Here is a 25,599-nt window from a genome sequence, read left to right as displayed (position 1 = left end):
GTAGGAAGACTATTCGGCGGCAGCAAGGCGGGCGGCCCGCACCCCTTGCGAAAGGCCGCTGACCAGCGTGGCGACGGCCTCGGCCGGATCGGCGGTCTTTTCGCCTTTTGGCCCCAGCACGTTGGCGACCGCATTGACGATCGCGGTGCCGACGACGACGCCGTCGGCCGACGCGCCGATGGTGCGCGCCTGCTCGGCCGTCTTGACGCCGAAGCCGACGCAGACCGGCAGGTCGGTATGGCTCTTGATGCGCTTGACCGCTGCCGCCACTTTGCCGGTGTCGGCCAGCGCCGAACCGGTGATGCCGGTCATCGAGACGTAGTAGACGAAACCCGACGTGTTCTGCAGCACCTTGGGCAGGCGCTTGTCATCGGTGGTCGGCGTCGCCAGCCGGATGAAATTGATGCCGGCCTTGAGTGCCGGGATGCAAAGCTCCTCGTCCATCTCCGGCGGCAGGTCGACGACGATCAGCCCGTCGATGCCACTTGCCAGCGCGTCGCTCAGGAAGCGCTCGACGCCGTAGATGTAGATCGGATTGTAATAGCCCATCAAAACGATCGGCGTTTCACTGTCGCCGGCGCGGAATTCCGACGCCATCTTCAGCGTCTTGACCAGCGTCTGGCCGCCCTTCAGCGCGCGCAGCCCTGCCGCCTGGATCGCCGGGCCGTCGGCCATCGGATCGGAAAACGGCATGCCGAGCTCGATGATGTCGCTGCCGGCGCCGGGCAGCGCCTTCATGATCGAGAGCGACGTGTCGTAGTCGGGGTCGCCGCCCATGAAATAGGTGACGAGCGCCGGGCGCCCTTCGGCCTTCAGCTTCGCCATGCGGCGGTCGATGCGCGTGGTCATGATCAGATCTCCATGCCCAGCATATTGGCCACCGTATGCACGTCCTTGTCGCCGCGGCCGGACAGATTGACGATGACGATCTGGTCCTTGTCCATGTCAGGCACGATCTTCACCGCATGGGCGATGGCATGGGCGGATTCCAGCGCCGGAATGATGCCTTCGACGCGCGTCGTCAGCTGAAACGCCTCCAGCGCCTCGTCGTCGAGGATCGGCACATAGTCGACGCGGCCGGAATCGCGCAGCCACGAATGCTCCGGCCCGACGCCGGGATAGTCGAGACCGGCCGAGATCGAGTGGCCGTCCATGATCTGCCCGTCGGCGTTCTGCAGCAGATAGGTGCGGTTGCCGTGCAGCACGCCGGGCGCGCCGGCACTCATCGATGCGCAATGCTCGATGCCGTCGAGGCCGCGGCCGCCGGCTTCGACGCCGATGATGCGCACCTGCCTGTCGTCGAGGAAGGGATGGAACAAGCCGATGGCGTTCGAGCCGCCGCCGACGGCGGCGATGATCGTATCCGGCAGCCGGCCTTCCTGCTCGAGGATCTGGGCGCGCGCTTCGGTGCCGATCACCGACTGGAAGTCACGCACCAGCTCCGGATAGGGGTGCGGGCCGGCGGCGGTGCCGATCAGGTAATAGGTATCCTCGACATTGGTCACCCAGTCGCGCAGCGCCTCGTTCATGGCGTCCTTCAGCGTGCCGTGGCCGGCGGTCACCGGCCGCACCTCGGCGCCCAGAAGCTTCATGCGAAAGACGTTGGGGCTTTGCCGGGCGACGTCGGTTGCACCCATATAGACGATACAGGGAAGGCCGAAGCGCGCTGCCACAGTAGCGGAAGCGACGCCATGCTGGCCGGCGCCGGTCTCGGCGATGATCCTCGTCTTGCCCATGCGCTTGGCGAGCAGGATCTGGCCGAGGCAGTTGTTGATCTTGTGCGAGCCGGTGTGGTTCAAATCCTCGCGCTTGAAATAGACCTTTGCGCCGCCACCGAGGCCCTTCGCCGAGGAGACCTCACGAAGATGCCTGGTCAGGCCTTCGGCGAAATAAAGCTTCGACGGACGCCCGGCATAATGCGTCGAGAGATCGGTCAGCTCGGCCTTGAAATCCGGGTCGTTCTTGACCTCGTTCCAGTGCCGCTCCAGCTCAAGGATCAGCGGCATCAGCGTTTCGGCAACGAAACGACCGCCAAAAATGCCGAACATGCCCTGCTCGTCGGGGCCGGTGCGGAAGGAATTCGGTGTCGCCGGCTTGTCCATCGCCGATCTCCTGGTTTGTGGTTTGAAGTGCGGTCAGGCGGCGCGGTTGTCGCGTGCTGCCCCGACGGCCCGGAAAAATTGTTCGATCAGCGCCGGTTCCTTGACGCCCGGCGCGCTTTCCACGCCCGATGAAATGTCTACTCCGGGCGGGTTCGCCAGTCGAAGGGCGTTGCCGATATTGCCTGCGTTGAGCCCCCCGGAAAGCATGTAATCGACGCCGGCGTCAAGGCTGGCCAGAATGCGCCAGTCGAAGGCAAGACCGTTGCCGCCCGGCAGCTCCGAGCCTTTCGGCGGCTTGGCATCGAACAGGAAGCGGTCGGCAATGCCGACGAAGTGTTTTACCCGCTCGAGATCGGCAGCCTCGCTGACCGGCAGCGCCTTCATCACCGGCAGGCCGTAGCGGGCCTTCACCTCGGCCACCCGCTCGGGCGTTTCAGCGCCGTGAAGCTGCAGCATGTCGGGCTGCATTTTTTCGACGATCTCGTCCAGGAATGCATCGCCTGCGTCGACCGTCACCGCAACCGCTCTGGCCTTGCCGCGCGCTGCCTCGCGCAGGCGTCCGGCTTCCGCCGGCTCGACATAGCGCGGGCTTTTGGCAAAGAAAATGAAGCCGACATGGCTGGCGCCGCCGGCCAATGCAGCGGCAAGCGTCTTGTCGGTCTTCAAACCGCATATCTTGATGTCGAGCGCCATGGCGCGGGATTGGCACGAAACGGCCAAAGAGTCGAGAAAAAGCATCTTGTTTGCCGCCAGCGCGAAACGCGCTACCTTGCTAATGTAAGAGCGGAACGCGCTACCTTGCTAATATAAGAGCGCAACGCGCTACTTGCTCAGGCACAAAGGCGGGAGAACAAAGACCATGCCGGAAAAGACCGTCGCGGAACTCAGGCAAAAGCTGGCACAGGCCCATGAGGTCATCGCTCATTTGATGGACAAGGCGGCTTTCAACGGCGCCGAGGCGCACCGGGCGCTGGCCTATTTCAGCAACGAGACCTTCGAGAAGGACTTCCTGCCTTGGCCGCGCCATGCCGATGAGGGGTTGCGGCCGGAGGAGTTGAACGCGGCGAATGACGATTGAGCAATTAAGCCCTGATCAAAAGCGCACTCTGTCAATGGAGTGTTCCTCCTCTCAACGCGCGACTTAGGTTGTTCATGGCCTCCAACGGAAAGTCATGTTTGCGCCAGTTTTCCTTGTAACCTTCGAGGCCATGTGTGTTCAAAACCTCACGCGCGGCACTGAGAACTGCTTCTGCGAACTCTCGCAACCCGCATGTGGCTTCAAGTTTCACCTCGCCGAAGTCGTCTGGCTCGTCAGACCAGATTTCTGAAAATTCCAGTATCTGCACTCTGACAAAAGCGCCTTCCGGCACCAGGACGAAGCGATACTCACCGAGTTCATCACAGAAGCGTGCGACCGAATACCTGGTGCCTTTCAGCGCGTTCAGCGTAGCGCCAAGCAGCTCGTTGAGGGCATCGCCCAGATAAGACGCCGCCACGGTCGCCTGAAGGTCCCCAACCGTCGCACATCGCCCAGCCCGCTCCAATCAGCCGGTATTCGATCCGCGCAGGCATCAATCACTCGAACGCGATCGCCTGCAGCGCGCCGCCATTGCGCTTGAGCCAGTCCTTGCAGCGCTCGGTGTCCGGGCAAAGCTGCTCGCATAATTTCCAGAATTTCGGGCCGTGGTTCATCTCCTTGAGATGCGCCACTTCGTGCGCGACGAGGTAGTTTATGACCGGCCGCGGCGCCATCATGATGCGCCAGGAAAACGACAGATTGCCGTCCGACGTGCAGGATCCCCAGCGGCTCGACGTGTCCTTGAAACGGATCGCCTTGGCCCGCTTGCCAATCGCGGCGCTGTGCTTCGTCACCAGCGCCTCGATCTCGCGCTTGGCTTCGCGCTTCAGGAAATCGGCGATGCGGCGCGGCAGATGCACACGCTCGCCATGCACGATCATCAGCGGCCCGCGCTCGTCGCGCGATAGCGTGACGGTGCCGCGTTTCGACGGTTCATGGACGATGCGATGCGGTACGCCGCGCACCGGTACCTTGATGCCGGGCCGCACCTGCGGCCGGTTGGGCACCTTGGCCAGCCTTTGCTCCAGCCAGTCCTGATGGCGGTCGAGGAATTTTTCCACCTCGCCGCGGCGCAGCCCCGGCGGCACGGTGATGCGCAGGCCGCGGCCGCCGGAGTCGATGCGCAGCGTCAGGCGGCGGGCGCGGTCGTTCTCGACGATCTTGAGCGGCAGCGTGCGGCCGGCAACGCAATGCTCGCGCTCCACGACGGGCGTGGGCTTGGGTTTCGCCGGGGTGCGGAAGAAGCCGAAGGACATGCCGGGACGATACGCGATTCGAGGGAAACGAATAGAACAAAAAAGAAACGGCGCCGCTGACGCGACGCCGTTGGATTATCTATCGGGGCACGAGGCCTTACTCGTCGAGCAGGCCTGGCGTGGACTTGCCGCTGGGTTTGTTGTTGGTCGTCGGCCCGGTGGTCGTGGGCGACGTCGGCTTGTTGCGATTGGCCATGAAGCGGTCGAACTCGTCCTGGTCCTTGGCGCGGCGCAATTCGCGCGCATAGTCGTCGAACTCGCCCAGCATCTCGTCGAGCTTGCGGCGCTCTTCGGCCAGCCGCTCGAGTTCCTTTTCGCGCCAGTCGTCGAAAGCGACGTTGCCGGTACGGGCGGAGCCATGGCCCCAGCGCGCGGCCTTGTCGGAACCGCGCCGACAGCCGGCGAAGATGCCGTCGGTCGCGCGGTTGACGTCACGCTTGAAGCCTTCGAGCCGGTCGCCCCAGATGATGTAGGCGAGCATGGCGAAGCCGAGCGGCCAGAACACCATGAACCCGATCACCATCAACGCGATGGTCGCCGGCGTCCAAGCCGGACGGATCAATGCAGATGTGTTCATTTTCTCCCAATCCTTCAGTTGGAGACAGCCAAATCCGGCTGCGTGGAATCGAAATGGGATGAAGAAAACGGCGATTCAAGACAGCAATCGCCAAAACCGGACAAGCGGCTGAAATGATTATCGCTTTTTGAGCGTATCGAGGAAAAGAGCAGCCAGGCCCGTAAGGTGGCAATGCCGCCGACGGTTCTGTAGTGAAAATCCAGCGCCGATCGCGTCTGCTGGCTGAGTGCAATGGTTTGACGCTTCGAAGCCGTCCGTTCAAAAATCCAGAGGCGCATTGTCGACGACTTCTTTCATCACGAAGAAGGTTCTCGTCTGGCGAACGCCGGGCAGTGCGATCAATTGGTCCCCGTGGATTCGGTTGAAATCCGCCATGTCACCAACCCTGATCTTCAGAAAATAATCGAAGTCGCCTGCCACCAGATGGCAGTCGAGGATGAATTTCAGTTTGGCGACGGCCTTTTCGAATTCCGCGAAACTCTCCGGGGTCGAACGGTCGAGTACGACGCCAACCATCACCAACGCGCCTCTGTCGACCTTCTGCGGGGTCACCATCGCTCTGACATGGCTGATGTAGCCTTCATCGAACAGGCGTTGCGTCCGGCGGTGGCACGTCGCCGGGCTGACAGCGACCGACTGCGCCAGCTCCGCATTGGTCAGTCGCCCATTGCCCTGGAGCAGGCGCAACATTTTCAGGTCGATCCGGTCGAGCGGTGCGCGCATGAAAGATTCTTCCGTTATTCTGATTAAGAATCGAATATATATGACATTTCAATGCCATGAAGCGATATTTTGGATATTTCAGGCTCGATCTTTGAGAGCACCTTTCAAGGCAGAGCTGATAGTGTTCATCGCACCACACCGCAATGAATGGAACAAGGGAGGGCACTCTCATGCTCGAGAAATTCGAACGCTATCCGCTCACATTCGGGCCGACCCATATCGAGAAACTGGAGCGGCTTGGTGGTCATCTCGGCGGGAAGGTCGATCTCTATGCCAAGCGGGAGGATTGCAATTCCGGCCTTGCCTTCGGTGGCAATAAACTGCGCAAGCTCGAATACATCGTCCCGGACGCGATCGCCTCAAACGCCGACACGCTGGTGTCGATCGGTGGCGTTCAATCCAACCATACGCGCATGGTGGCGGCCGTCGCGGCGAAGATCGGCATGAAATGCCGCCTCGTGCAGGAAAGCTGGGTGCCCCACGAGGACGTCGTCTACGATCGCGTCGGCAATATCCTTTTGAGCCGGATCATGGGCGCTGATGTCCAGATGGTCGATGAGGGTTTCGACATCGGGATTAGGGAAAGCTGGGAACAGGCAATCGCGGATGTGAAGGCCAAGGGTGGCAGACCCTATCCAATTCCGGCCGGGGCTTCGGTACACAAATACGGGGGCCTGGGCTATGTCGGCTTCGCCGAGGAGGTCCGCGCGCAGGAGAAGGAGCTCGGCTTTGCCTTCGACTACATCGTCGTTTGTACCGTCACCGGTTCGACTCACGCCGGCATGCTGGTCGGCTTCGCCAAGGACGGCCGCGAGCGCAAGGTGATCGGCATCGACGCATCCTGCACCCCGGCGCAGACCAAGGCGCAAGTGCTGAAGATCGCGCAGAGCACCGCGACGTTGGTCGAACTCGGCAAGGAGCTCGATGAGGACGATGTCGTCCTGATCGAAGATTATGCCTATCCGGTCTACGGCGTCCCCTCGCAGGAGACGAAGGCAGCGATCCGTCTCTGCGCGCGCCTTGAAGGCATGATCACGGATCCGGTCTACGAGGGAAAATCCATGCAGGGCATGATCGATCTCGTGAGCAAGGGTTATTTTCCCAAGGGATCGAAAGTGCTCTACGCCCACCTCGGCGGCGCTCCGGCCATCAACGGATATGCTTATACGTTCCGCAACGGCTGAATACCTTCAGTTGCAGCATCTGCGATCTATGGCCGCGATCAACGGCGGCTACCCGGCCTGCCGCACCATCGCGTCGATCGCCCGCACCAGCATGTCCAGATCCTGCGGCCGCGACAGGCGGTGGTCGCCGTCGGGAATGAGTGACAGCGTGACATCGTCGGCCGGAAGCAGGCCGACCAGCTTCAGCGCATGGCTCGGCGGCACGTCGGGGTCAGCCAGGCCTTGCAGGATGTGGACCGGGCAATGCGTGTCGATCGGGCCGGTCATCACCCGGTTGGTGCGGCCGTCCTCGATCAGTGCGCGCGTGTAAATGTAAGGCTCGGCGGAATAGTCCGACGGCTCCTCGAAAAGGCCCTTTTCCCGGAGGTCGCGCTTCTGCGCCTCAGTCAGCACCGGCTCGATCAGTTCGAAGGTGAAATCAGGCGCCGGGGCCAGGAGCACAAGACCGGCGACGCTGTTCTCGGCCGCCTTGCGCAATTCCTGCACCATGCGCAGTGCAATCCAGGCGCCCATCGACGAGCCGACTAGGATTGGCCTGCCCTGGGTGAAGCGGCGGAAAACCGCCAGGCTCTCGTCTAGCCATTTCGAGATGGTGCCGTCGGTAAAGGCGCCGCCTGACTCGCCATGGCCGGAATAATCGTGGCGCAGGAAGGCGCGACCTTCCCCAAGCGCCCATTCCGACAGTTTTTCGGCCTTGGTGCCCAGCATGTCGGATTTGTAGCCGCCAAGCCAGACGATGCCGGGCTCAGTGCCTGCCGCATGCCTGACGGCGATGCTCGTCCCGTCGACGTCCAGAAAGATCGGGGTGGTGGCGCTCATGACGTGTTCCCTCGTGACGGTCTTTTGGCACAAGCGGGGGTTCGACGAAAAGTGCTCTGCGTTTTCTTTGCTTGGTGCAGCGATGCATTCATCGAGCAGGTGATTTCCTGAGAATGCTGTGCTATTGACTCCGACCGCGCGCTCACCACATTGCGCGTTCGCAATCTGAACTGAAGAACCCCTTAACGAAACGGCTCAAGGAGACCACGACCATTCGCAGACCTTTCAAAGCAGCGGCGCCCACCAAGGAAGGCCCGCGCTCAAACCGTGACATCCGGGTTCCCCGGGTCCAGCTAATCGACGCCGAAGGCCAGAACCGCGGCGATGTCTCCATCAACGACGCATTGCTGCTCGCCGAAGAGGCTGGGCTCGATCTGGTCGAGATATCGCCCAATGCAGTGCCGCCCGTCGTAAAGATCCTCGATCTCGGCAAGCTGAAATACGCCAACCAGAAGAAGGCGGCCGAGGCGCGCAAGAACCAGAAGGTCATCGAGATCAAGGAGATCAAGATGCGCCCGAACATCGACAGCCACGACTACGAGACGAAGATGAAGGCCGTCCGGCGCTTTTTCGAGGAAGGCGACAAGGTCAAGCTGACTTTGCGTTTCCGTGGTCGCGAGATGGCGCATATGGAACTCGGCATGCAGCTTCTGAACAAGGTTCGCGAGGAAGTGGCGCCCATCGCCAAGGTCGAAGCCGAACCGAAGCTCGAAGGCCGCCAGATGATGATGGTGCTGGCGCCCCGCTAAAATCTGCCTGAATCATGTTGCAAGGCGTCCCGGCGATCGGCGGGGCGCCTGTTTCTTGTCCAGACGCTGCGATCGCCGGCGAGAGCGAAGACGCTCTGGTTCCCTCGACGATCGGATTCCCGACATGGTCAATGAAGTCAAGCATTCGGAAGTCAAACATCCGGAAGCCAAATATGGGCTGGGCAGCTACCAGCACACGCGCAGGATGGTGCTTGCCGGGGTCGTCGTCGTCCTGTTCGCGATGCTTTTGTTCGGGCAGTCGGTTTTTCCGCCCGATACGCCAGTGCATGAAACGATCGAAATGGTCGGCATCCTGCTGATCTTTCTCGGCATTGTCGGACGCTTGTGGTCGACGCTTTATATCGGTGGGCGAAAATCCTCCGAAGTCGTTACCGGCGGGCCCTATTCGATCACCCGCAACCCGCTCTATGTCTTCTCCACCGTGGCGGCCGCCGGCGTCGGCGCGCAGATCGGCTCGGTCATCGCCATGATCGGCTTTGCAGTCCTGTGCGCTGCCGCCTTCCATATCGTCATTTTGCGCGAGGAGAAGTACCTGAGATACGCACTCGGCGCCCCATTCGAGGCTTATGTGGCGCGGGTACCGCGCTTCTTTCCGAAGCTTTCGCTGTATCAGGAGGGCAATACCGGCGGCTTCAAGCCGCGCCTGCTCTTGACCACGCTGCTCGACGGTCTGGTGTTCCTGGTTGCCTTGCCGGCCTTCGAACTGATCGACGGCGCCCAGCAGGCTGGCATACTGCCGGTGCTGTTCCGTTTCCCGTGACCACTGGGTGTTGCGCGCCGGCCCGCTTTGACGTATAGGACCGCCGTTCCTAAAAAACCGCCCGGCAGGGCATGCCGTGGCGGTTTCATTTGCTTTTCGGGCTGTGGTCGGCCTGAAGCGAACAAAAAGCGCATTGGTGCGCATATAAACGGAGTAGCAAAATGCCCAAGATGAAGACCAAGTCGGCCGCTAAAAAGCGGTTCAAGATCACAGGTACCGGTAAAGTTCTGTCGGCTGCGGCCGGCAAGCGTCACGGCATGATCAAGCGTTCCAACAAGTTCATTCGAAATGCCCGCGGCACGATGGTTCTGGCTGAACCGGATGGCAAGAAGGTCATCAAGAATTTTCTGCCGAACGGCCTCTGAGCATTCGGTCTGGACAGCGTTAAGGAGATCATGACATGGCACGCGTAAAGAGAGGCGTCACCTCGCACGCCAAGCACAAGAAGGTTCTGAAAGCCGCCAAGGGTTTCTACGGCCGCCGCAAGAACACCATCCGCATCGCCAAGCAGGCGGTGGAAAAGTCGATGCAGTATGCGTATCGCGATCGCAAGAACCGCAAGCGCTCGTTCCGCGCTCTGTGGATCCAGCGCATCAATGCGGCGACGCATGAGCATGGCCTGACCTATGGCCGCTTCATCGACGGTCTCAACAAGGCCGGCATCGAGATCGACCGCAAGATCCTGTCGGACATGGCCATCCACGAGCCGCAGGCCTTCGCCGCACTCGTGGCCAAGGCCAAGGTTGCGCTCGAATACCTCAAGAATACCACGCCGAATGCTTTTGAAAGCGCTGTCGCTTAAGACCAGCGCTTCCCAAGCTATTCGACACTTGATTTGGGAAACCCGCGCTGGCAGGGCTGGCGCGGGTTTTTCTTTGCTTCCAATCGGGTCTGGAACATGAGTGACATGGAAACTCTCGAAAATTCCCTGATGGCCGAGATTGCATCGGCCGCCGACGAGCAGACGATCGAGGCGGTGCGTGTCTCGGCCCTCGGCAAGAAGGGTTCGGTCTCCGAGATGCTGAAGACGCTCGGCTCGATGAGCGCCGAGGAGCGGCAGGTCAAAGGCCCGGCGATCAACGGCCTCAAGAACCGCGTCACCGAGGCACTTTCGGCGCGCCGCGCCGAGCTGAAGAACGTGGCGATCTCCGCACGTCTCGCCGCCGAGAAGGTCGACGTCACGCTGCCGGTGCGGCAATCGCCGGCCGAGCGCGGCCGCATCCATCCGATCAGCCAAGTTATCGACGAGATCGCGGCGATCTTCGGCGATCTCGGCTTTGCCATCGCCGAAGGTCCGGACATCGAGACCGACTATTACAATTTCTCCGCGCTGAATTTCCCGGAAGGGCATCCGGCGCGCGAGATGCACGACACCTTCTTTTTCCAGCCGGATGAGAAGGGCGAGCGCAAGCTTTTGCGCACCCACACCTCGCCGGTGCAGATCCGCACCATGGAGATGCAGAAGCCGCCGATCCGCATCGTCATTCCTGGAAAAACCTACCGGCAGGATTCCGATGCCACCCACTCGCCGATGTTCCATCAGGTCGAGGGGCTGGTGATCGATAAGTCAGCCAACGTCGCCAACATGAAATGGGTGCTGGAGGAATTCTGCAAGGCCTTCTTCGAGGTGCCGAGCGTGAAAATGCGCTTCCGGCCGTCCTTCTTCCCGTTCACCGAACCCAGCCTCGAGGTCGACATCCAGTGCGACCGTTCGCGGCCGGGCGAGGTGCGCTTCGGCGAAGGCTCCGACTGGATGGAGATCCTCGGCTGCGGCATGGTTCACCCCAATGTACTCCGCTACGGTGGTCTCGACCCCGACGAGTATCAGGGCTTTGCCTGGGGCATGGGCATCGACCGCCTCGCCATGCTGAAATACGGCATGCCGGACCTGCGCGCCTTCTTCGACGCCGATGTCCGCTGGCTGTCGCATTACGGTTTTAGGCCGCTCGACATGCCGACGCTGTTCGGGGGCTTGAGCGCATGACAGCGCTGCACACCGGCGGCTGCCGCTGCGGCGCCGTGCGGTTCGAGGCCTCGGCCGAACCGCACCATGTCAGCTATTGCCATTGCGGCGATTGCCGGCGGGCCAGCGGCGCGCCGGTCTCGGCCTTTGTCGGCTTCATGACCGGCCAGGTCGTTTTCACCGGCAAGGCGCTGAAGATGTTCGAGAACGGGCCGGTGACGCGCTCCTTCTGCGGGGTCTGCGGCTCGCCGATTGCCTATGTCGATGAGCGGCTGGAGGACCAGATCTACTTCATGCTCGGCGCCATGGACCTGCCGGCCGCTTTCAGGCCGACGCACCATGCCTATGTGGGCGAGCAGCTTGCCTTCCTGCATATGGTCGACGACTTGCCGAGACATCCGAAGACCAGCGTGCCCAGACCAGTCAGCCTGCAAAGACCAGACGGAACACAGTCATGAAACTCACCCTCTCCTGGCTCAAGGACCACCTTGAGACCGACGCCTCGCTGGCGGAAATCGTCGAGCGTCTCACCTCGATCGGCCTCGAGGTCGAGCATGTCGACGACCGGGCGAGCCTGACCCCCTTCGTCATCGCCAAGGTGCTGACGGCGGTCCAGCATCCCGATGCCGACCGGCTTCGCGTGCTGACCGTCGACACCGGCGACGGCAAGCCGCCTGCGCAGGTGGTCTGCGGCGCGCCAAATGCGCGGGCCGGCCTGATCGGCGCCTTTGCCGCGCCCGGCACCTATATTCCCGGCATCGACGTGACGCTGACGGTCGGCAAGATCCGCGGCGTCGAAAGCCACGGCATGATGTGCTCCGAGCGCGAGCTCGAGCTGTCCGAGGAGCATGACGGCATCATCGACCTGCCTGCCGACGCACCGGTCGGCACCAGCTTCGCCGCCTATGCCCATCTCGACGATCCGTTGATCGAGATCAATCTGACGCCGAACCGGCCGGATGCGACCAGCGTCTATGGCATCGCCCGCGATCTGGCGGCGAGTGGGCTTGGCACGCTGAAGAGCGAGCCGATAGAGCCGATCCCCGGCAAGGGCGAGACGCCGGTCAAGGTGACGATCGAAGCGCCGGAGCTCTGTCCCGGTTTTGCACTGCGCCTGGTGCGCGGCGTCAAGAACGGCCCGTCGCCGAAATGGCTGCAGCAAAGGCTTATCGCCATAGGCTTGAGGCCGATCAGCGCGCTGGTCGACATCACCAACTACGTCACCTTCGATCGTGGCCGGCCCTTGCATGTCTTCGACGCTGGGAAGGTCACCGGCAATCTCACCGTGCGCCGGGCGCGTGATGGCGAAAAGGTGCTGGCGCTCGACGGCCGCGAATACACGCTGACGCCGGAGATGTGCGTCATCGCCGACGAGGATGGTGTCGAGTCGATCGCCGGCATCATGGGCGGTCAGCATTCCGGCTGCGACGAGAACACCACCGACGTGCTGATCGAGTCCGCACTTTGGGACCCGATCGCCACCGCGCGCACCGGCCGCACGCTCGGCATCATCACCGATGCACGCTACCGGTTCGAACGCGGCGTCGATCCGGAATTGATGGTTCCCGGTGTGGAGCTGGCAACGAAGCTGGTGCTCGATTTCTGCGGCGGCACGCCGGCGCAAACCGACGTCGTCGGCTATGCCGGCCATCAGCCGAAGATCGTCTCGTTGCCATTGTCGGAAGTGAAGCGGCTGACCGGCATCGAAGTGCCGCGCTCGACAAGCCTCGACATTCTTGCCCGCCTCGGCTTCAAGCCGGAGGGCATGGGCGATGTCGTCAATGTCACCGTGCCGTCCTGGCGGCCGGATGTCGATGGGAAGGCCGACCTGGTCGAAGAGGTCATGCGCATCCACGGCGTCGACAACATCGCGCCACAGCCGCTCGGCTCCCATGACGCGGTCAACGCCAAGATCCTGACTGTGCTGCAGGTCCGCACCCGCGCCGCCAAACGGGCGCTTGCCGTGCGTGGCATGATGGAGGCCGTCACCTGGTCGTTCATTCCGGCAAAACATGCCGAATTGTTCGGCGGCGGCCAGCAGGCGCTGAAGCTTGCCAACCCGATCGCCAGCGACATGTCCGACATGCGGCCGTCGTTGCTGCCGGGGCTGATTGCGGCAGCGCAGCGCAACGCCGACAAGGGCATCGGCGACGTCGCACTGTTCGAAGTGTCAGGCACCTATGAGGGCGACGGCCCCGACCAGCAGCGGCGCGTTGCCGCCGGTGTGCGGCGCGGCACCGCCAGGCTCGAAGGCTCCGGCAGGCACTGGGCCGGCAATGCCGGCGCGGTCGGTGTGTTCGATGCCAAGGCCGATGCGATCGCGGCGCTCGAAGCCTGCGGCGCGCCGGTCGACCGGCTGCAGATCGAGGCAGGCGGTCCGGCCTGGTATCATCCCGGCCGCTCCGGCACGATCAAGCTCGGACCGAAGGTCGTTCTCGGCACGTTTGGCGAGTTCCACCCGAAGACGTTGGAGGGGCTGGATGTCTCCGGCCCGCTTTGCGGCTTCGAGGTTTTCATCGATGCCGTGCCTGAGCCGAAGGCCAAGCCGACGCGGACAAAGCCGAGGCTGGATCTGTCCGCCTTCCAGGCGGTCAAGCGCGATTTCGCCTTCGTCGTCGACAAGGCGATCGAAGCCGGCACACTTGTTCGCGCCGCCCTTGCCGCCGACAGGAAGCTGATTTCCGGCGTCTCGGTGTTCGACGTTTTCGAGGGGGCCTCACTTGGCGCGGCGAAGAAATCCATCGCCATCGAGGTGTCGATCCAGCCGGTCGAAAAGACGCTGACCGACGAGGATTTCGAGGCGTTGGCCAAGCGCATCGTCGAGAATGTGCACAAGCAGACCGGCGGCGTGCTGCGGGGATAGCTGGATGAAATTGACCTCGCTCGAAATGTTTTTCGTTCGGGAGTTCTGTCGTTTCGCGGGCATTTCTTCTGACATAGCAAGCGGGCTGAAAGTCAAAGACCGCAGCCACGACCCCGTAGGGTTCATGACCACAATCATTCCCTCATCGGTTCCCCCCGGAATTGCGTTTTGAGAGTCGGGTGTTCAGTTCGCTTCGGGTAGCGTGCGTTGGACCTGACCAGCTTCTTTGCGGCATGGTGCTGTTCTTCGATGAGATTGAAGGAAAGCTAGATGCGATCGAAGGCTTTGTGTATGGCGAAGAATGGCCGTCAATCGAGGAGCCAGTCTTCTGGTCCGAGACCGACCGAACAATGAGCCTTGGGCGGGGGCGAAACTAGCCCTGCAGAAATGGGCGTCACGACACCCTTTTCGATAATTGCACAATAGACGAATGGCGCGCTGAGGACCTAGAGGGGTTGCCAGCAGGTGACGAATCGCCCTCCAAAGGACGATGGACCATCTGCGCTATTCCGGGCTCTCGTTCGAAACTCAACGGGCGGTGTTTCTCGATATCGTCTCGTCCGATCCACTGATCGGCGAGACGCTGTCGCGGGTGCGCACGCTTGACTTGCCCGATTGGCTGGTCGTCTCCGGCGCGCTCTACAACAGCGTCTGGAACCATCTGGCGGGAAAGCCGTCGGGTTACGGCATCAGGGATGTCGACCTGTTCTATTTCGATGAGAGCGATCTCTCCTACGAGGCCGAGGACAGTGTGATCGCCCGCGCCGCGCCGGTCTTTGCCGATCTGCCCCTACCGGTCGAGATCCGCAATCAGGCGCGGGTGCATCTGTGGTACGAGGCGCGCTTCGGCAGCGCCTATCCCAGCCTGTCCTCGTCCGCCGAGGCGCTGTCCTGGTTCGCCTCGAAAACGCATGCGGTCGGCGTTCGGTATGACGCGGATGGACGGCTTGAGCTGGTGGCGCCGTTTGGTCTCGACGACATCTTCTCATTTCGCATATCGCCGAACCGGGCGCTGGACAATCAGCAGACGCATCAGAACAAGGGTGCCCGCGCCAGGGAAAACTGGCCGGAGATCACAGTCGTGCCGTGGTGAGCCTAGTATTCTCCTCAGACGTTGGCGGGACAGCGCCCCCCTCTGTCCTGCCGGACATCTCCCCCACAAGGGGGGAGATCGGATCTCCTCGGCTTTCGCCAACTACCAACGCTGTAAGGTGGGCGAGACTGCGAAGCTGCCAATCTCCCCCAAGTGGGGGAGATGTCCGGCAGGACAGAGGGGGGGCGCTGTCCCGCCACGTCTCCCAGCCTCTGCATGGCGCGGCGCACGAAAAAAGGGGCACCGAAGCGCCCCTTTCCGTTCCGAAAATTGCGACAATCACCCGTTGACCAGCGCCAGCAGCTCTTCGGTGTAGCGCTTGCCGACGACCTTTTCCGGCGACAGGGCGTCGCCGATGGAGGCCACCTCGGCCTGGCTCAGCACGATATCCGCTGCCGCGGTGTTCTGTTCGAGATGGCGGATCTTGCGGGCACCGGGGATCGGCACGATGAAGTCGCCCTGATGCAGCACCCAAGCGAGCGCCAGCTGCGCCGGCGTCACGCCCTTCTCGGCGGCAATCTTTTCCAGCACGGCGATGACCGCCGCATTGGCCGCCATGGCGTCGGCCTGGAAGCGCGGCAACCCACGGCGCCAGTCGTCGGCGCCGAGAACGTCAGGCTTGGCAATCGTGCCGGTGAGCAGGCCACGGCCGAGCGGGCTATAGGGGACAAAGCCAATGCCGAGCTCACGGCAGACGGCAAACACCTCTTTCTCCGGATCGCGGCTCCACAGGGAATACTCGCTCTGCACGGCAGCGATCGGATGCACGGCATGCGCCCGGCGGATGGTCGCCGCACTCGCCTCCGACAGACCGAGCGCACGCACCTTGCCCTCGCGCACCAGCTCGGCCATGGCGCCGACCGTATCCTCGATCGGCACGTTGGGGTCGACGCGATGCTGGTAGTAAAGGTCGATCACTTCGGTGCCCAACCGCTTGAGTGACGCCTCGGCGACCGCCTTGACGTGTTCGGGACGGCTATCGACGCCGGCCATGCGCTCGACGCCGTTGCCTTCCTCAAGAATCTTGAAGCCGAATTTTGTCGCGATCGTCACCTGATCGCGCACCGGCTTCAGCGCCTTGCCAACCAGGATCTCGTTCTCGTAGGGGCCGTAAACCTCGGCCGTGTCGAAGAAATTCACGCCGATGTCGACGGCGCGGCGCAGCGTGGCGATCGCGTCGGCCTCAGGCTGACCGCCATAGACGAAGCTCATCCCCATGCAGCCGAGGCCGACCGGGTAGACGTCAAGTTCATTACCAAGCTTGCGGGTTTGCATCACGCGTCTCCTTGTTGTGATGGTTGTGATGCCGCAGAGATAGCGTCTTGCGCTGCGTTCGATAATCGGCTCTCTTTTGCACAGGCTGTTCCAAAAAATAGATCAATGAAGCGAACCCATCTTTCACAGCTCGCTGTGCTGGCAACCGTCGCCCAATGCGGCAGTTTTCGCGGCGCCGCCAAGGAGCTGGCAATCGCGCCATCGGCGGTCAGCCACGCGGTGTCCAGCCTGGAAGCGCGTCTTGGCGTGCGCCTTCTGGCGCGCAGCACGCGCAGCGTCGCGCCGACCGAGGAAGGTGCGCAACTGCTCGAGCGCCTCAGGCCGGCGCTGTCGGAGATCGACCTGGCGCTGGAATCGGCGATCGAGGCGCGCGACCGGCCTGCCGGCAATCTCAGACTGACCGTGCCGCGCACCGCAGCGCATCTGGCGCTGACGCCGCGGCTGGGTGCCTTTGCTTCTGCCTATCCGGACATCGTGCTGGAGATCGTCATCGAGGATCGCTTCACCGACGTGGTTGAAGGCGGCTTCGATGCCGGCGTGCGGCTGGGCGAGAGCCTGCAGCGCGACATGATCGCGGTGCGCATCGGACCAGACCTTCGCGGCGCCGTGGTCGGCGCGCCGTTCTATTTCGAGACCAGCCCCAAGCCGCAGCACCCGCACGACCTTGCCGGTCACCGCTGCATCCGCTTCCGCTTCTCCAGCGGCATTCTCTATCGCTGGGAATTCGAGAAAAACGGCGAGGAGATCGAGATACCGGTGCAGGGGCCGCTGATCCTCGACGAGGATCATCTGATAGCCAACGCCGCGGTCGACGGCGCCGGGCTCGCCTTCGTGTTCGAGGATTATGTCCGCGACGCAATTGCCGCCGGCAAGCTCATTCGCGTGCTGGAGGACTGGTGCCCGCCCTTCGATGGCTTCTTCGTCTATTACCCAAGCCGCCGCCAGATGCGGCCGGCGCTCAGGGCCTTTGTCGATTTCTTCAAGGTCGGCGGATAAGCCACCCTCCCCCTTGTGGGGAGGGTCGGCTCGCAGTCGGAGCGAAGCGGAGGCTGCGAGACGGGGTGGGGGCAGCGCCTTACGAGACCCCCACCCCGCTTCGCAAAAGCCGCCTGGCGACATTTGCTGCGCGACCCTCCCCACAAGGGGGAGGGTGGAAGAAAGCCGACCTCGCCAGCGTTCACCAATCATGCCCGCATTGCTCAAGAACCAGACGACCGGCTATGGCTGGGCGGCGATCATCCTTCATTGGCTGATCGCCGCGATCTTCATCGGCCAGTTCGCGCTCGGCTTCGTCATGGTGCGGCTGTCCAGTCAGCGCGCCGCCTTTGAGCTGATCCAGCTGCATAAATCCTTCGGTTTCCTGCTGCTTGGGCTGGTGATCCTGCGCATCGCTTGGCGCCTTGGCAATGCGGTCCCGCCGCTGCCGCGCTCGGTCGGCCCTTTCGAGCGCCGCATGGCGCCCCTTGTCCATCTTGCGCTTTATGCGTTTCAGCTCGCTCTGCCGTTGTCCGGCTGGGCGCTGGTCTCGGTCTCGGTGCTGGAGATCCCGAGCGTGCCATTCAATCTGTTCGTCATGCCCAACCTGCCGCTCGCCGAATCGGACACGGCTGAAAGCTTCTGGGCGGCAGCACACTGGTATCTCGCCTATGCCGGCATCGGACTTGTCGCTTTGCATCTGGCCGCGGCGCTGCGCCATCATTTCTGGCTGAAGGATACCGTGCTGACGCGCATGATCACGCCTTCACATCGCGACGCGGAATAGAGCGGGCGGCTCATTCGTTCATGGGGCGAGGACGCAAGAAAGCGTTGCCTCCCAAAGGACCAGCCCATGTACGCGCGCATCTTCGGATTTGCGGCCGCCGCCGCTTGCTTTGCCATGCCTGTTTTCGCTGCCGTTGCACTTGGTGACGCGGCCGGCAGCTATACGATCAGCCCGGGGAGCTCCAGCATTCACTTCTCGATCGCCAAGCTCGGCGGCGGCGGGTTCGACGGCGCCTTCGCCCGCTTCAAGGGCAATATCCGCATCGACAACAGCGATGTCGGCAGGTCACAGGTCAATTTCACCATCTTTCCCGAAAGCGTCGGTACCGGCCAAAGTCGCATCGATGCCTTTCTTCGCTCGGACGCGGTCTTCGACGCGGCAAACAACCCGGAGATCCAGTTCCGCTCGATCAGCGTCAAACGCACCAGCGACACGTCAGCCCTGGTTACCGGCAGGCTGACGGCGCGCGGCAAAACCTTTCAGGAAAGGTTCACGGCCGAATTCGGCGGCCTCAAGGCGGGCAAGATAGAATTCCATGTCACCGGCAAGGTGCTGCGGTCGCGCTACGGCATGGATGTCGGCACGCCGATCTATTCCAACGTCGTCGATTTCGACATGACGCTGACGGGTAGAAGGGGTTGAGCGGTCGCAGAACTTGAGTTCTGCGAATGGCGGCGCCGACATCCGGAACCGATCCGAGCTTTAGGCGATCACTCCTTTCGCCACCATGCTCCCGCATTGGCTTTTCTCCTGAATTAGGGCAAACCTCCAAGCCTGCAATCGAGAGGAGAAGCCTGATGTTTCGATGGGGTGTTTTGTCAACGGCCAAGATCGGCCGCGAGCAGCTTCTGCCTGCGATGGTCGAGGCGGAGAACGGCGTACTGTCGGCGATCGCCAGCCGCGACCTGTCGAAAGCCCGTGCGCTGGGCGAACGCTTCGGCGCGCGCCACGCCTTCGGTTCCTATGAGGAACTGCTCGCCTCCAGCGAAGTCGACGGCGTTTACATTCCGCTGCCGACCTCGCAGCATGTCGAATGGACGGCCAAGGCGATCGAGGCCGGCAAGCATGTTCTGGTCGAAAAGCCGCTGGCGCTCGACGTCAAGGACATTCCGCCGCTGATCAAGCTGCGCGATGCCAAAAAGGTCCTGGTCTGCGAAGCCTTCATGGTCGTCTACCATCCGCAATGGATCAAGGTGCGCGAGCTGATCGCCAACGGCGCCATCGGCCGGCTGCGCCATGTCCAGGGCGCATTCTCCTACTACAATGTCGATCCCAACAACATGCGCAACAAGCTTGATCTGGGCGGCGGCGCGCTGCCCGACATCGGCGTCTACCCGACAGTGTCGACACGCTTTTCGACGGGCAAGGAGCCGCTGCGCGTCCAGGCGACGATCGAGCGCGACAAGACATTCGGCACCGACATCTATTCCTCGATCCGCGCCGATTTCGGCGACTTCGAACTGTCGTTCTATCTGTCGACGCAGATGGCAGCGCGGCAGGTGATGGTGTTCCACGGCGAGAACGGCTTCATCGAAGTGTTCTCACCGTTCAACGCCGGACTCTACGATCATCACCGCATCGAGCTGCACAACCAGAACCACAGCGAGGCGCAGGTTTTCCGCTTTCCCGGCACGCAGCAGTACCGTCTGGAGGTCGAGGCCTTCGCACATGCGGCACAGGGCGGCAAGGACCGCGTCTTCACGCTGGAAGAATCCGTGCTCAACCAGAAGGTCATCGATGCCATCTTCCGCGCCGGCGAGAAGGAAGGCTGGGAGACAGTCTAGGCGAGCCATGATCCCAAAAAGTGGGGACCGGTTTTTGGCCGAGATCATGGCCAAATAAAATGCCCGACGACGCGGATGTGATCATTGTCGGCGCCGGTCTTGCCGGTCTTGTCGCGGCGGCCGAACTGGCCGAAGCCGGCAAGAAGACCATCAGGTCGAGCAGGAGCCGGAGCAGTCGCTTGGCGGCCAGGCGTTCTGGTCGCTCGGCGGCATCTTCCTCGTCGATTCGCCCGAACAGCGGCGCATGGGCATCCGCGATTCGCATGATCTGGCGCTCGAGGACTGGCTGGGCACCGCAGGCTTCGACCGCAGGGAAGATCTCTGGCCGCGCCGCTGGGCCGAGGCCTATGTCGGCTTCGCCGCCGGAAAAGCGCTCCTGGCTCAGGGAGCGCGGCATGAAGTTCTTTCCGGTGGTCGGCTGGGCCGAGCGCGGCGGCGGCAATGCGGTCGGCCACGGCAATTCGGTGCCGCGCTTCCACATCACCTGGGGCACCGGGCCGGGTGTGCTCGAACCGTTCGTGCAGCGCGTGCGCGAGGCCGAGAAGCACGGGCTGATCAGCTTCAGGTTCCGCCACAGGGTCAATGAGCTGACCCGGACGGGCGCTGTCGTCGATGGCGTCCGCGGCGACATCTTGGTGGCGAGCGATGTCGAACGCGGCCGCAAGAGCTCACGCGAGATCGCCGGCGATTTTGTGCTGAAGGCGCAAGCGGTCAATCGTCGCCTCCGGCGGCATCGGTGCCAATCACGAGCTGGTCCGCAAGAATTGGCCGCAGCGGCTGGGTGGGCCGCCGAAGCGCATAATCACCGGCGTTCCCGACCATGTCGACGGCCGCATGCTGGCGATCGCCGAGGCGGCTGGCAGCAGGCTCATCAACCGCGACCGCATGTGGCACTATGTCGAGGGCATCAGGAACTGGGCGCCGATCTGGACCGATCATGCGATCCGCATCCTGCCCGGCCCGTCATCGCTGTGGCTCGATGCGCGCGGCAAACGCCTGCCGGTGCCGCTCTATCCCGGCTTCAACACGCTGGCCACGCTCAGTCACATCATGGGCACGGGCTACGACTATTCCTGGTTCATTCTGACCAAAAAGATCATCCAGAAGGAATTCGCGCTGTCCGGCTCCGAGCAGAACCCCGATTTGACGGGGAAGAGCTGGCGCCAGGTGCTTGGCCGCGCCACCAGCGGCGTGCCCGCGCCGGTCAAGGCGTTCATGGACAAGGGCGAGGATTTCATCGTCGAGCCTGATTTGCCGGCACTGGTCGCCCGCATGAATGCACTTGTCGGCGGCGAGCCGCTGCTCGAACTGGGGCAGGTCGAGCGCGAAATCCGCGCTCGCGACCGGCAGCTCGACAATCCGTTCTCCAAGGACATGCAGATCACCGCGTTGCGCGGCACGCGAGCCTATCTCGGCGACCGGCTGATCCGCACTGCGAAGCCGCACAAGATGCTTGATCCTGCCAATGGCCCGCTGATCGCCGTCAGGCTCAGCATCCTGACCCGCAAGACGCTCGGCGGCCTTGAGACCGATCTCGACAGCCGCGTGCTTGGCGCCGAGGGCCACTCGGTCGAGGGGCTGTACGCGGTGGGCGAAGCCGCCGGTTTCGGCGGCGGCGGCATGCATGGCTATGCAGCGCTCGAAGGCACGTTTCTCGGCGGCTGCATCTTTTCCGGCCGCTGCGCCGGACGGGCGGCCGCGCGAGCGGTAGCGTAAGCCATTTGGCGCCCAACGGCGTGCATCAGGCGAAGGGCTGCAAATTGACGTCTTGAATCTTGGAGCTCGCAAGCAAAGCCTCGAGCACCTGCTTCTTGAGAAACAGGCACTGCGAACGGGCAAGTTTCACGATGCCGGGAACTTCGCCTGCCTCGCAGGCAAGAACCAGATCCTTTTGCTGGGCGATGATCAGCTGGGTGAAGTCGCGCGACTTGAACCCGAGGTGGAGAACTCGCGCCGACTGGTCAAGTATCTGGTCCAGCAGATGCGCCAGTCGTAAATTTCCCGAGAGTTCCGCAAGGGCCAGACGAAACGCACGATCGGCCGCAAGGAAGGCAATTTGGCTGCGTAGTGTCTCCGGCTTCAGCACTTTTTTCGCCGCCAGCCTGACATCCTCCAATCCTCGCTCGGTAATGTTCGCTGCAGCCACCCTGAACACTTCCGGTTCGATCAAGCTGCGGACGTCGAAGATCTCGTTGACATCCCGCAGGCTGAGCGTCGCGACGACGTAGCCGCGGCGCGGCTCGCTCCTGACCAGCCCTTCCTGCATCAGGCGGGCCAACGCCGCGCGGATCGTCGCCTTTTTGATCTGGTATCGATCGCCGATCTGCTTCTCGGTTAGAGCTTCGCCGGGGCGCAGCACGCAGGCAATGATGTCGTTCCTCAACTGCTCATATGCCTGTTCCCTGCGAAGGACGTCGGCGGCCGACAGTGCTGTGGCCTCGACCGCGGCCGGTCTTGCCGGTTCGGCTGTCAACTTGGTCATTTTCATATTTTATCCGTCTGGCTGTCCGGTTGACGCTGGCATCAGCATTCAGTAGCGTTGAACATCTCAGACCTGCAATCTGAGCATCTCAGGGAGGACAACTGCTATGCCTGTACTCGCCAACTCGCCTCTCTACGCTGCTGCCAATGATATCGTCAACGCCGCGAAAGGGCCAGATCCCCTCGAAGCGGTAAGGGCGGTCCTGGGTGACTACACCAAGCGTTTTCACTCCTCGGGGACACTCGCTCATGAAGAAGACGACGACGAGGTGCTTCTGCATGCGAGCCCGAATCTGACGATCTATCACATCACGTTGTCGCCCGGCCTGCAGTACCCGCCTCACAACCACCTGATGGATGTCTTGATCGGCATCTACAAGGGTAGCGAAACGAACTTCATCTACCCTGTTGCCGGCAGCGAACTCGATATCCCGGAAAGGCAGGACATCGCCGCACCTGCCGTGGTGCACTTGCCGTCAGATACCGTGCATGCGGTTGCGAACACCGGCAACGCGCGATCGGGTGCGCTGCATGTCTATCTCGGCGATCTCACGCGAACCCACCGGCAGCTGTGGAGCCCGGAAAGCAACCAGGCCGAGCCGTTTGACAATGATCGCTACCTGGCCGGCGCACGGCCCATTCAGCAGTCCGGGGACGAATGAACGCAGGAGCGTCGCGGGCGGCGAAGTCGGCCGTGATCAGCGGACCCGTCGGAATCGCGTCACACTTGTCACTCTCGCCAATCCGCTATCGCCCCTATCCTAGCTCATGACCAATCAGCAACACGTCGCGCCGGTGCGGCGACAGACCAGCAAGGGAGAAGCATAATGACGGCACATCAGAATGGCACAGGCGAGCAGGCCACGCGGCTCGCGATGAAGACACCACCGGTCGTTTCGCCTGACGCATGGGAGGCCGCGCGCCAGCAGCTGCTCGTGAAAGAGAAGACCGTGACCCGGGCTCGCGACGCACTGGCCGCCGAGCGCCGGCGGATGCCGTGGATGGCGGTGGAGAAGCCCTATACGTTCGAAGGGCCTGATGGAAAGGTGAGCCTGCTCGACCTGTTCGAGGGCCGCCGTCAGCTGGTCGTCTACCGCGCCTTCTTCGAACCCGGCGTATTCGGCTGGCCCGATCACGCCTGCCGCGGCTGTTCGCTGGGGGCAGACCAGGTCGGCAACCTTGCCCATCTGAACGCCCGCGACACCACCTTAGCCTACGCCTCGCGCGCACCGCAGGCGGACATTGCGCGGCTGAAGGCGCGGATGGACTGGAAGATGCCCTGGTACACCATCACCGACAGCTTCGATGCCGACTTCGGCGTTGACGAGTGGCACGGCCACAACGTGTTCATCCGCGACGGCGACCGCGTGTTTCGCACCTACTTCATCAACAACCGCGGCGACGAGGCGATGGGGACCGTATGGAGCTACCTCGACCTGACGCCGCTAGGCCGCCAGGAGGTCTGGGAGGATTCGCCCGAAGGCTATCCCCAGACGCCGACGTACAAGTGGTGGAACTGGCATGACAACTACGGCGCCGAAGCCGCCCCCGACAAAAAGTGGGTCGAGGTGTCTGACGCCGGAGAGGCCGCGTTCCGGAACCGCACTGAATAGAACATCTTTGGCGTCGCAGAAATGCGGCTAAGACAAGTGGATGGAGCGGGATGGCCAGTTCAATTCGAACGCATCCCGCTCACTACTCCAGGACAAAAACATGAGCGAGATTCATGCAAGCGGATCCGCCGGCAATGCGATCCAGGATGAGAACGCAAGCCCGGCCGCCCTTGGCGCAGCCGACTGGCTGTCCTTCGCGGCCGCGCCGACCTTCGCAACCATGGCGTTGCTGACGCTTCTCGGCGGAGCGCCGGACATGATCTGCTCTGCCGCGCAAGATGCTTCACCGCTGGGCGGCATGGTCCCGATGTACCTGCTGATGAGCGCCTTTCATTTAGGACCTTGGCTGAAGCGGGTTTCCAGCCGGCGACGCGGCCGCGAGTAGAGCTATACCGGCGGATAAAGCCCCATTGAGGCGAGGAGAACATCCCTCACCAGATCCATTCGCGCTTCCCCAGAACCGCCACTGCATCGACAATCCGGGTGAAGCTCGAGCGGGCGCGGCCGACCGTGTGTCTGGCGCGCAAATAGCCATGCACCAGCCCCGGCTCCTCGAGCCACCAGGCGCGTCCGCCTGCTGCAACGATGCGGTCGCGATAGGCTTCGCCGTCGGACGACAGCGGGTCGCATTCTGCGGTGATCACGACGGTAGGCGGCAGATTGGCAAAGTCGGCGTCGGCGAGCGGCGACAAAGTGAGATCGCCGGTTCGGTCCTCGCCGCCGGTCCTGATGTCGTTGTAGAAAGCGAGATCGCGTGCCGTCAGCATCGGCGCTTCGGCGTGGGTGACGTAGGAACCCGTGGAGCTGTCGCCGCCAAGGCCGGGATAGACCAGAATCTGGCCGATCGGCTTGCGCGCATGGCCGCGCGTCGCATGGCTGACAGAGGCGGCGAGATTGCCGCCGGCACTGTCGCCGCAGAGCAGGATAGGACGCTTGTAAGTGGTCGACGCCCATTCGAAGGCGCTGACGGCATCGTCGAAGGCGGCGGGGTGAAGGTGTTCCGGTGCCAGCCTGTAGTCGACCGAAACGACCTCGTAGCCGGTCCGGGCGCAAAGCTCGGCGCAGAGGTCGTCATGGCTGTCGAGCCCGCCGAGGATAAAGCCGCCGCCATGGAAATACAGCACCATCGCTGCTGCGTCCGGCGCCGGGGTGCGATAGATTCGGATCGGAACCTGGTACGACGGTGTGGCAATGGCGGTGGTTTCCGCAGTGACGCCTTGGGGATAGCCGGCAGAGAACTCACGGCACATGCGGTCGTAGATTTCGCGCTGCTGATCGATTGTGTAGTCGATCGTATCCGGCGGGTAGTAGGAATTGGTCCGCACGATGAAGGCCCAGGTCTCGGCGTCGATCAGCTTTTTGTAGTCGGTCATGGGCGCGTTGCTTTCTTGTTCAACGATGCCCCCTCATCCGGCCGCTTCGCGGCCACCTTCTCCCCGAGGGGAGAAGAGGCCTGGCGGCGCCGTTGGCGACCTCCTCTCCCCTCGGGGAGAGGG

At 62.7% G+C, this 25,599-nt stretch carries 31 protein-coding genes and 1 pseudogene; 20 read left to right on the top strand and 12 right to left on the bottom strand.

Annotated features, from left to right (window positions below; genetic code table 11):
* Positions 1-9: 9 nt before the first annotated feature.
* Genes trpA through NKI85_RS06075 form a run of 3 tightly spaced genes read right to left on the bottom strand, consistent with a single transcriptional unit; the run spans position 10 to position 2,795 of the window.
* Positions 10-849, bottom strand: coding sequence for a tryptophan synthase subunit alpha (gene trpA, locus NKI85_RS06085; RefSeq protein WP_352522420.1), 840 nt, complete (start codon positions 847-849; stop codon positions 10-12).
* 2 nt (positions 850-851) lie between these two features.
* Complete coding sequence (gene trpB / locus NKI85_RS06080) at positions 852-2,102, bottom strand: tryptophan synthase subunit beta (protein ID WP_352776363.1); 1,251 nt, start codon at positions 2,100-2,102, stop codon at positions 852-854.
* Positions 2,103-2,135: 33 nt separating this feature from the next.
* Complete coding sequence (locus NKI85_RS06075) at positions 2,136-2,795, bottom strand: phosphoribosylanthranilate isomerase (protein ID WP_352522754.1); 660 nt, start codon at positions 2,793-2,795, stop codon at positions 2,136-2,138.
* Between the two features lie 166 nt (positions 2,796-2,961).
* Here NKI85_RS06075 and NKI85_RS06070 point away from each other — a divergent pair, with 166 nt between their 5' ends.
* Positions 2,962-3,180 carry a hypothetical protein gene (locus NKI85_RS06070; protein WP_352522422.1) on the top strand — a complete coding sequence of 73 codons (219 nt, stop codon included), beginning with the start codon at positions 2,962-2,964 and terminating at the stop codon, positions 3,178-3,180.
* Positions 3,181-3,211: 31 nt separating this feature from the next.
* On the opposite strand, the gene NKI85_RS06065 is transcribed toward NKI85_RS06070, so the two are convergent.
* The 5 genes from NKI85_RS06065 to NKI85_RS06045 form a co-directional block, all read right to left on the bottom strand.
* The gene (locus NKI85_RS06065) at positions 3,212-3,598 is read right to left on the bottom strand and encodes a hypothetical protein (protein WP_352522424.1); all 387 of its coding nucleotides are present in this window, start codon (positions 3,596-3,598) and stop codon (positions 3,212-3,214) included.
* A 79-nt stretch (positions 3,599-3,677) separates the two neighbouring features.
* Positions 3,678-4,436, bottom strand: a complete 759-nt coding sequence (locus NKI85_RS06060) for a M48 family metallopeptidase (RefSeq protein ID WP_023677568.1) — start codon at positions 4,434-4,436, stop codon at positions 3,678-3,680.
* A 97-nt stretch (positions 4,437-4,533) separates the two neighbouring features.
* A complete protein-coding gene (locus NKI85_RS06055; protein WP_352522425.1) occupies positions 4,534-5,013 on the bottom strand; it encodes a DUF2852 domain-containing protein in 480 nt (159 codons plus the stop codon).
* Positions 5,014-5,027: 14 nt separating this feature from the next.
* Positions 5,028-5,291: a hypothetical protein gene (locus tag NKI85_RS06050; protein WP_352522426.1), complete on the bottom strand. Its 264-nt coding sequence runs from the start codon at positions 5,289-5,291 to the stop codon at positions 5,028-5,030.
* Positions 5,272-5,736: an Lrp/AsnC ligand binding domain-containing protein gene (locus tag NKI85_RS06045; RefSeq protein ID WP_352522427.1), complete on the bottom strand. Its 465-nt coding sequence runs from the start codon at positions 5,734-5,736 to the stop codon at positions 5,272-5,274. Before NKI85_RS06045 ends, NKI85_RS06050 begins: the two co-directional genes overlap by 20 nt.
* A gap of 170 nt (positions 5,737-5,906) precedes the next feature.
* Between NKI85_RS06045 and NKI85_RS06040 the strand changes: the two genes are divergently transcribed.
* Entirely contained in the window at positions 5,907-6,920 is a 1,014-nt protein-coding gene (locus NKI85_RS06040; RefSeq protein WP_352522428.1) for a 1-aminocyclopropane-1-carboxylate deaminase, read from the top strand.
* Positions 6,921-6,968: 48 nt separating this feature from the next.
* On the opposite strand, the gene NKI85_RS06035 is transcribed toward NKI85_RS06040, so the two are convergent.
* Positions 6,969-7,739, bottom strand: a complete 771-nt coding sequence (locus NKI85_RS06035) for an alpha/beta hydrolase (RefSeq protein WP_352776359.1) — start codon at positions 7,737-7,739, stop codon at positions 6,969-6,971.
* A 212-nt stretch (positions 7,740-7,951) separates the two neighbouring features.
* Here NKI85_RS06035 and infC point away from each other — a divergent pair, with 212 nt between their 5' ends.
* The 8 genes from infC to NKI85_RS05995 all read left to right on the top strand — a co-directional run bounded on the left by infC (position 7,952) and on the right by NKI85_RS05995 (position 15,188).
* On the top strand, positions 7,952-8,488 hold the full coding sequence (gene infC / locus NKI85_RS06030; protein WP_023677573.1) for a translation initiation factor IF-3: 537 nt from the start codon (positions 7,952-7,954) through the stop codon (positions 8,486-8,488).
* 124 nt (positions 8,489-8,612) lie between these two features.
* A complete protein-coding gene (locus tag NKI85_RS06025; RefSeq protein WP_352522430.1) occupies positions 8,613-9,269 on the top strand; it encodes a methyltransferase family protein in 657 nt (218 codons plus the stop codon).
* A gap of 161 nt (positions 9,270-9,430) precedes the next feature.
* A complete protein-coding gene (gene rpmI / locus NKI85_RS06020; RefSeq protein ID WP_006201248.1) occupies positions 9,431-9,634 on the top strand; it encodes a 50S ribosomal protein L35 in 204 nt (67 codons plus the stop codon).
* Positions 9,635-9,669: 35 nt separating this feature from the next.
* Positions 9,670-10,071, top strand: coding sequence for a 50S ribosomal protein L20 (rplT, locus tag NKI85_RS06015; protein WP_352522431.1), 402 nt, complete (start codon positions 9,670-9,672; stop codon positions 10,069-10,071).
* Positions 10,072-10,167: 96 nt separating this feature from the next.
* Positions 10,168-11,253, top strand: coding sequence for a phenylalanine--tRNA ligase subunit alpha (pheS, locus tag NKI85_RS06010; RefSeq protein ID WP_352522433.1), 1,086 nt, complete (start codon positions 10,168-10,170; stop codon positions 11,251-11,253).
* Positions 11,250-11,690, top strand: a complete 441-nt coding sequence (locus NKI85_RS06005; RefSeq protein WP_352522434.1) for a GFA family protein — start codon at positions 11,250-11,252, stop codon at positions 11,688-11,690. Before pheS ends, NKI85_RS06005 begins: the two co-directional genes overlap by 4 nt.
* The gene (gene pheT / locus NKI85_RS06000) at positions 11,687-14,095 is read left to right on the top strand and encodes a phenylalanine--tRNA ligase subunit beta (protein WP_352522435.1); all 2,409 of its coding nucleotides are present in this window, start codon (positions 11,687-11,689) and stop codon (positions 14,093-14,095) included. Before NKI85_RS06005 ends, pheT begins: the two co-directional genes overlap by 4 nt.
* 490 nt (positions 14,096-14,585) lie before the next feature.
* Positions 14,586-15,188 carry a nucleotidyltransferase family protein gene (locus tag NKI85_RS05995; protein WP_352522437.1) on the top strand — a complete coding sequence of 201 codons (603 nt, stop codon included), beginning with the start codon at positions 14,586-14,588 and terminating at the stop codon, positions 15,186-15,188.
* A 279-nt stretch (positions 15,189-15,467) separates the two neighbouring features.
* On the opposite strand, the gene NKI85_RS05990 is transcribed toward NKI85_RS05995, so the two are convergent.
* Complete coding sequence (locus tag NKI85_RS05990) at positions 15,468-16,463, bottom strand: aldo/keto reductase (protein WP_352522439.1); 996 nt, start codon at positions 16,461-16,463, stop codon at positions 15,468-15,470.
* Between the two features lie 105 nt (positions 16,464-16,568).
* Between NKI85_RS05990 and NKI85_RS05985 the strand changes: the two genes are divergently transcribed.
* The 7 genes and pseudogenes from NKI85_RS05985 (at position 16,569) to NKI85_RS05955 (ending at position 21,725) form a co-directional block, all read left to right on the top strand.
* Positions 16,569-17,459 (top strand): LysR family transcriptional regulator, encoded by an 891-nt coding sequence (locus NKI85_RS05985; RefSeq protein WP_352776357.1) that lies wholly within the window; start codon positions 16,569-16,571, stop codon positions 17,457-17,459.
* Between the two features lie 190 nt (positions 17,460-17,649).
* Entirely contained in the window at positions 17,650-18,225 is a 576-nt protein-coding gene (locus NKI85_RS05980; RefSeq protein ID WP_352522441.1) for a cytochrome b, read from the top strand.
* A 66-nt stretch (positions 18,226-18,291) separates the two neighbouring features.
* Entirely contained in the window at positions 18,292-18,867 is a 576-nt protein-coding gene (locus NKI85_RS05975; protein WP_352522442.1) for a YceI family protein, read from the top strand.
* Positions 18,868-19,022: 155 nt separating this feature from the next.
* Positions 19,023-20,009: a Gfo/Idh/MocA family protein gene (locus NKI85_RS05970; protein ID WP_352522443.1), complete on the top strand. Its 987-nt coding sequence runs from the start codon at positions 19,023-19,025 to the stop codon at positions 20,007-20,009.
* A 59-nt stretch (positions 20,010-20,068) separates the two neighbouring features.
* A pseudogene (locus tag NKI85_RS05965) lies at positions 20,069-20,122 on the top strand (hypothetical protein); the annotation flags it as partial.
* A 98-nt stretch (positions 20,123-20,220) separates the two neighbouring features.
* A complete protein-coding gene (locus NKI85_RS05960; protein ID WP_352522755.1) occupies positions 20,221-20,595 on the top strand; it encodes a hypothetical protein in 375 nt (124 codons plus the stop codon).
* Between the two features lie 128 nt (positions 20,596-20,723).
* The gene (locus NKI85_RS05955) at positions 20,724-21,725 is read left to right on the top strand and encodes an FAD-binding dehydrogenase (protein ID WP_352776398.1); all 1,002 of its coding nucleotides are present in this window, start codon (positions 20,724-20,726) and stop codon (positions 21,723-21,725) included.
* A gap of 25 nt (positions 21,726-21,750) precedes the next feature.
* On the opposite strand, the gene NKI85_RS05950 is transcribed toward NKI85_RS05955, so the two are convergent.
* Positions 21,751-22,491: a GntR family transcriptional regulator gene (locus NKI85_RS05950; protein ID WP_352776356.1), complete on the bottom strand. Its 741-nt coding sequence runs from the start codon at positions 22,489-22,491 to the stop codon at positions 21,751-21,753.
* A 106-nt stretch (positions 22,492-22,597) separates the two neighbouring features.
* Between NKI85_RS05950 and NKI85_RS05945 the strand changes: the two genes are divergently transcribed.
* The 3 genes from NKI85_RS05945 (at position 22,598) to NKI85_RS05935 (ending at position 24,488) form a co-directional block, all read left to right on the top strand.
* Complete coding sequence (locus NKI85_RS05945) at positions 22,598-23,152, top strand: autotransporter (RefSeq protein ID WP_352522445.1); 555 nt, start codon at positions 22,598-22,600, stop codon at positions 23,150-23,152.
* A 165-nt stretch (positions 23,153-23,317) separates the two neighbouring features.
* The gene (locus NKI85_RS05940; RefSeq protein WP_352522446.1) at positions 23,318-24,103 is read left to right on the top strand and encodes a DUF899 domain-containing protein; all 786 of its coding nucleotides are present in this window, start codon (positions 23,318-23,320) and stop codon (positions 24,101-24,103) included.
* Positions 24,104-24,203: 100 nt separating this feature from the next.
* Entirely contained in the window at positions 24,204-24,488 is a 285-nt protein-coding gene (locus NKI85_RS05935; RefSeq protein ID WP_352522447.1) for a hypothetical protein, read from the top strand.
* Between the two features lie 46 nt (positions 24,489-24,534).
* Here NKI85_RS05935 and NKI85_RS05930 read toward each other — a convergent pair whose 3' ends face one another.
* The gene (locus NKI85_RS05930) at positions 24,535-25,476 is read right to left on the bottom strand and encodes an alpha/beta hydrolase (RefSeq protein ID WP_352522448.1); all 942 of its coding nucleotides are present in this window, start codon (positions 25,474-25,476) and stop codon (positions 24,535-24,537) included.
* Positions 25,477-25,599: the final 123 nt, after the last annotated feature.

Origin of the sequence: Mesorhizobium sp. M0571, from assembly GCF_040320985.1 — a bacterium.
Lineage (GTDB): Bacteria > Pseudomonadota > Alphaproteobacteria > Rhizobiales > Rhizobiaceae > Mesorhizobium.
The sequence above is the reverse complement of the archived record's forward strand: the minus strand, read 5'-3'. Positions and strand labels throughout refer to the sequence as shown.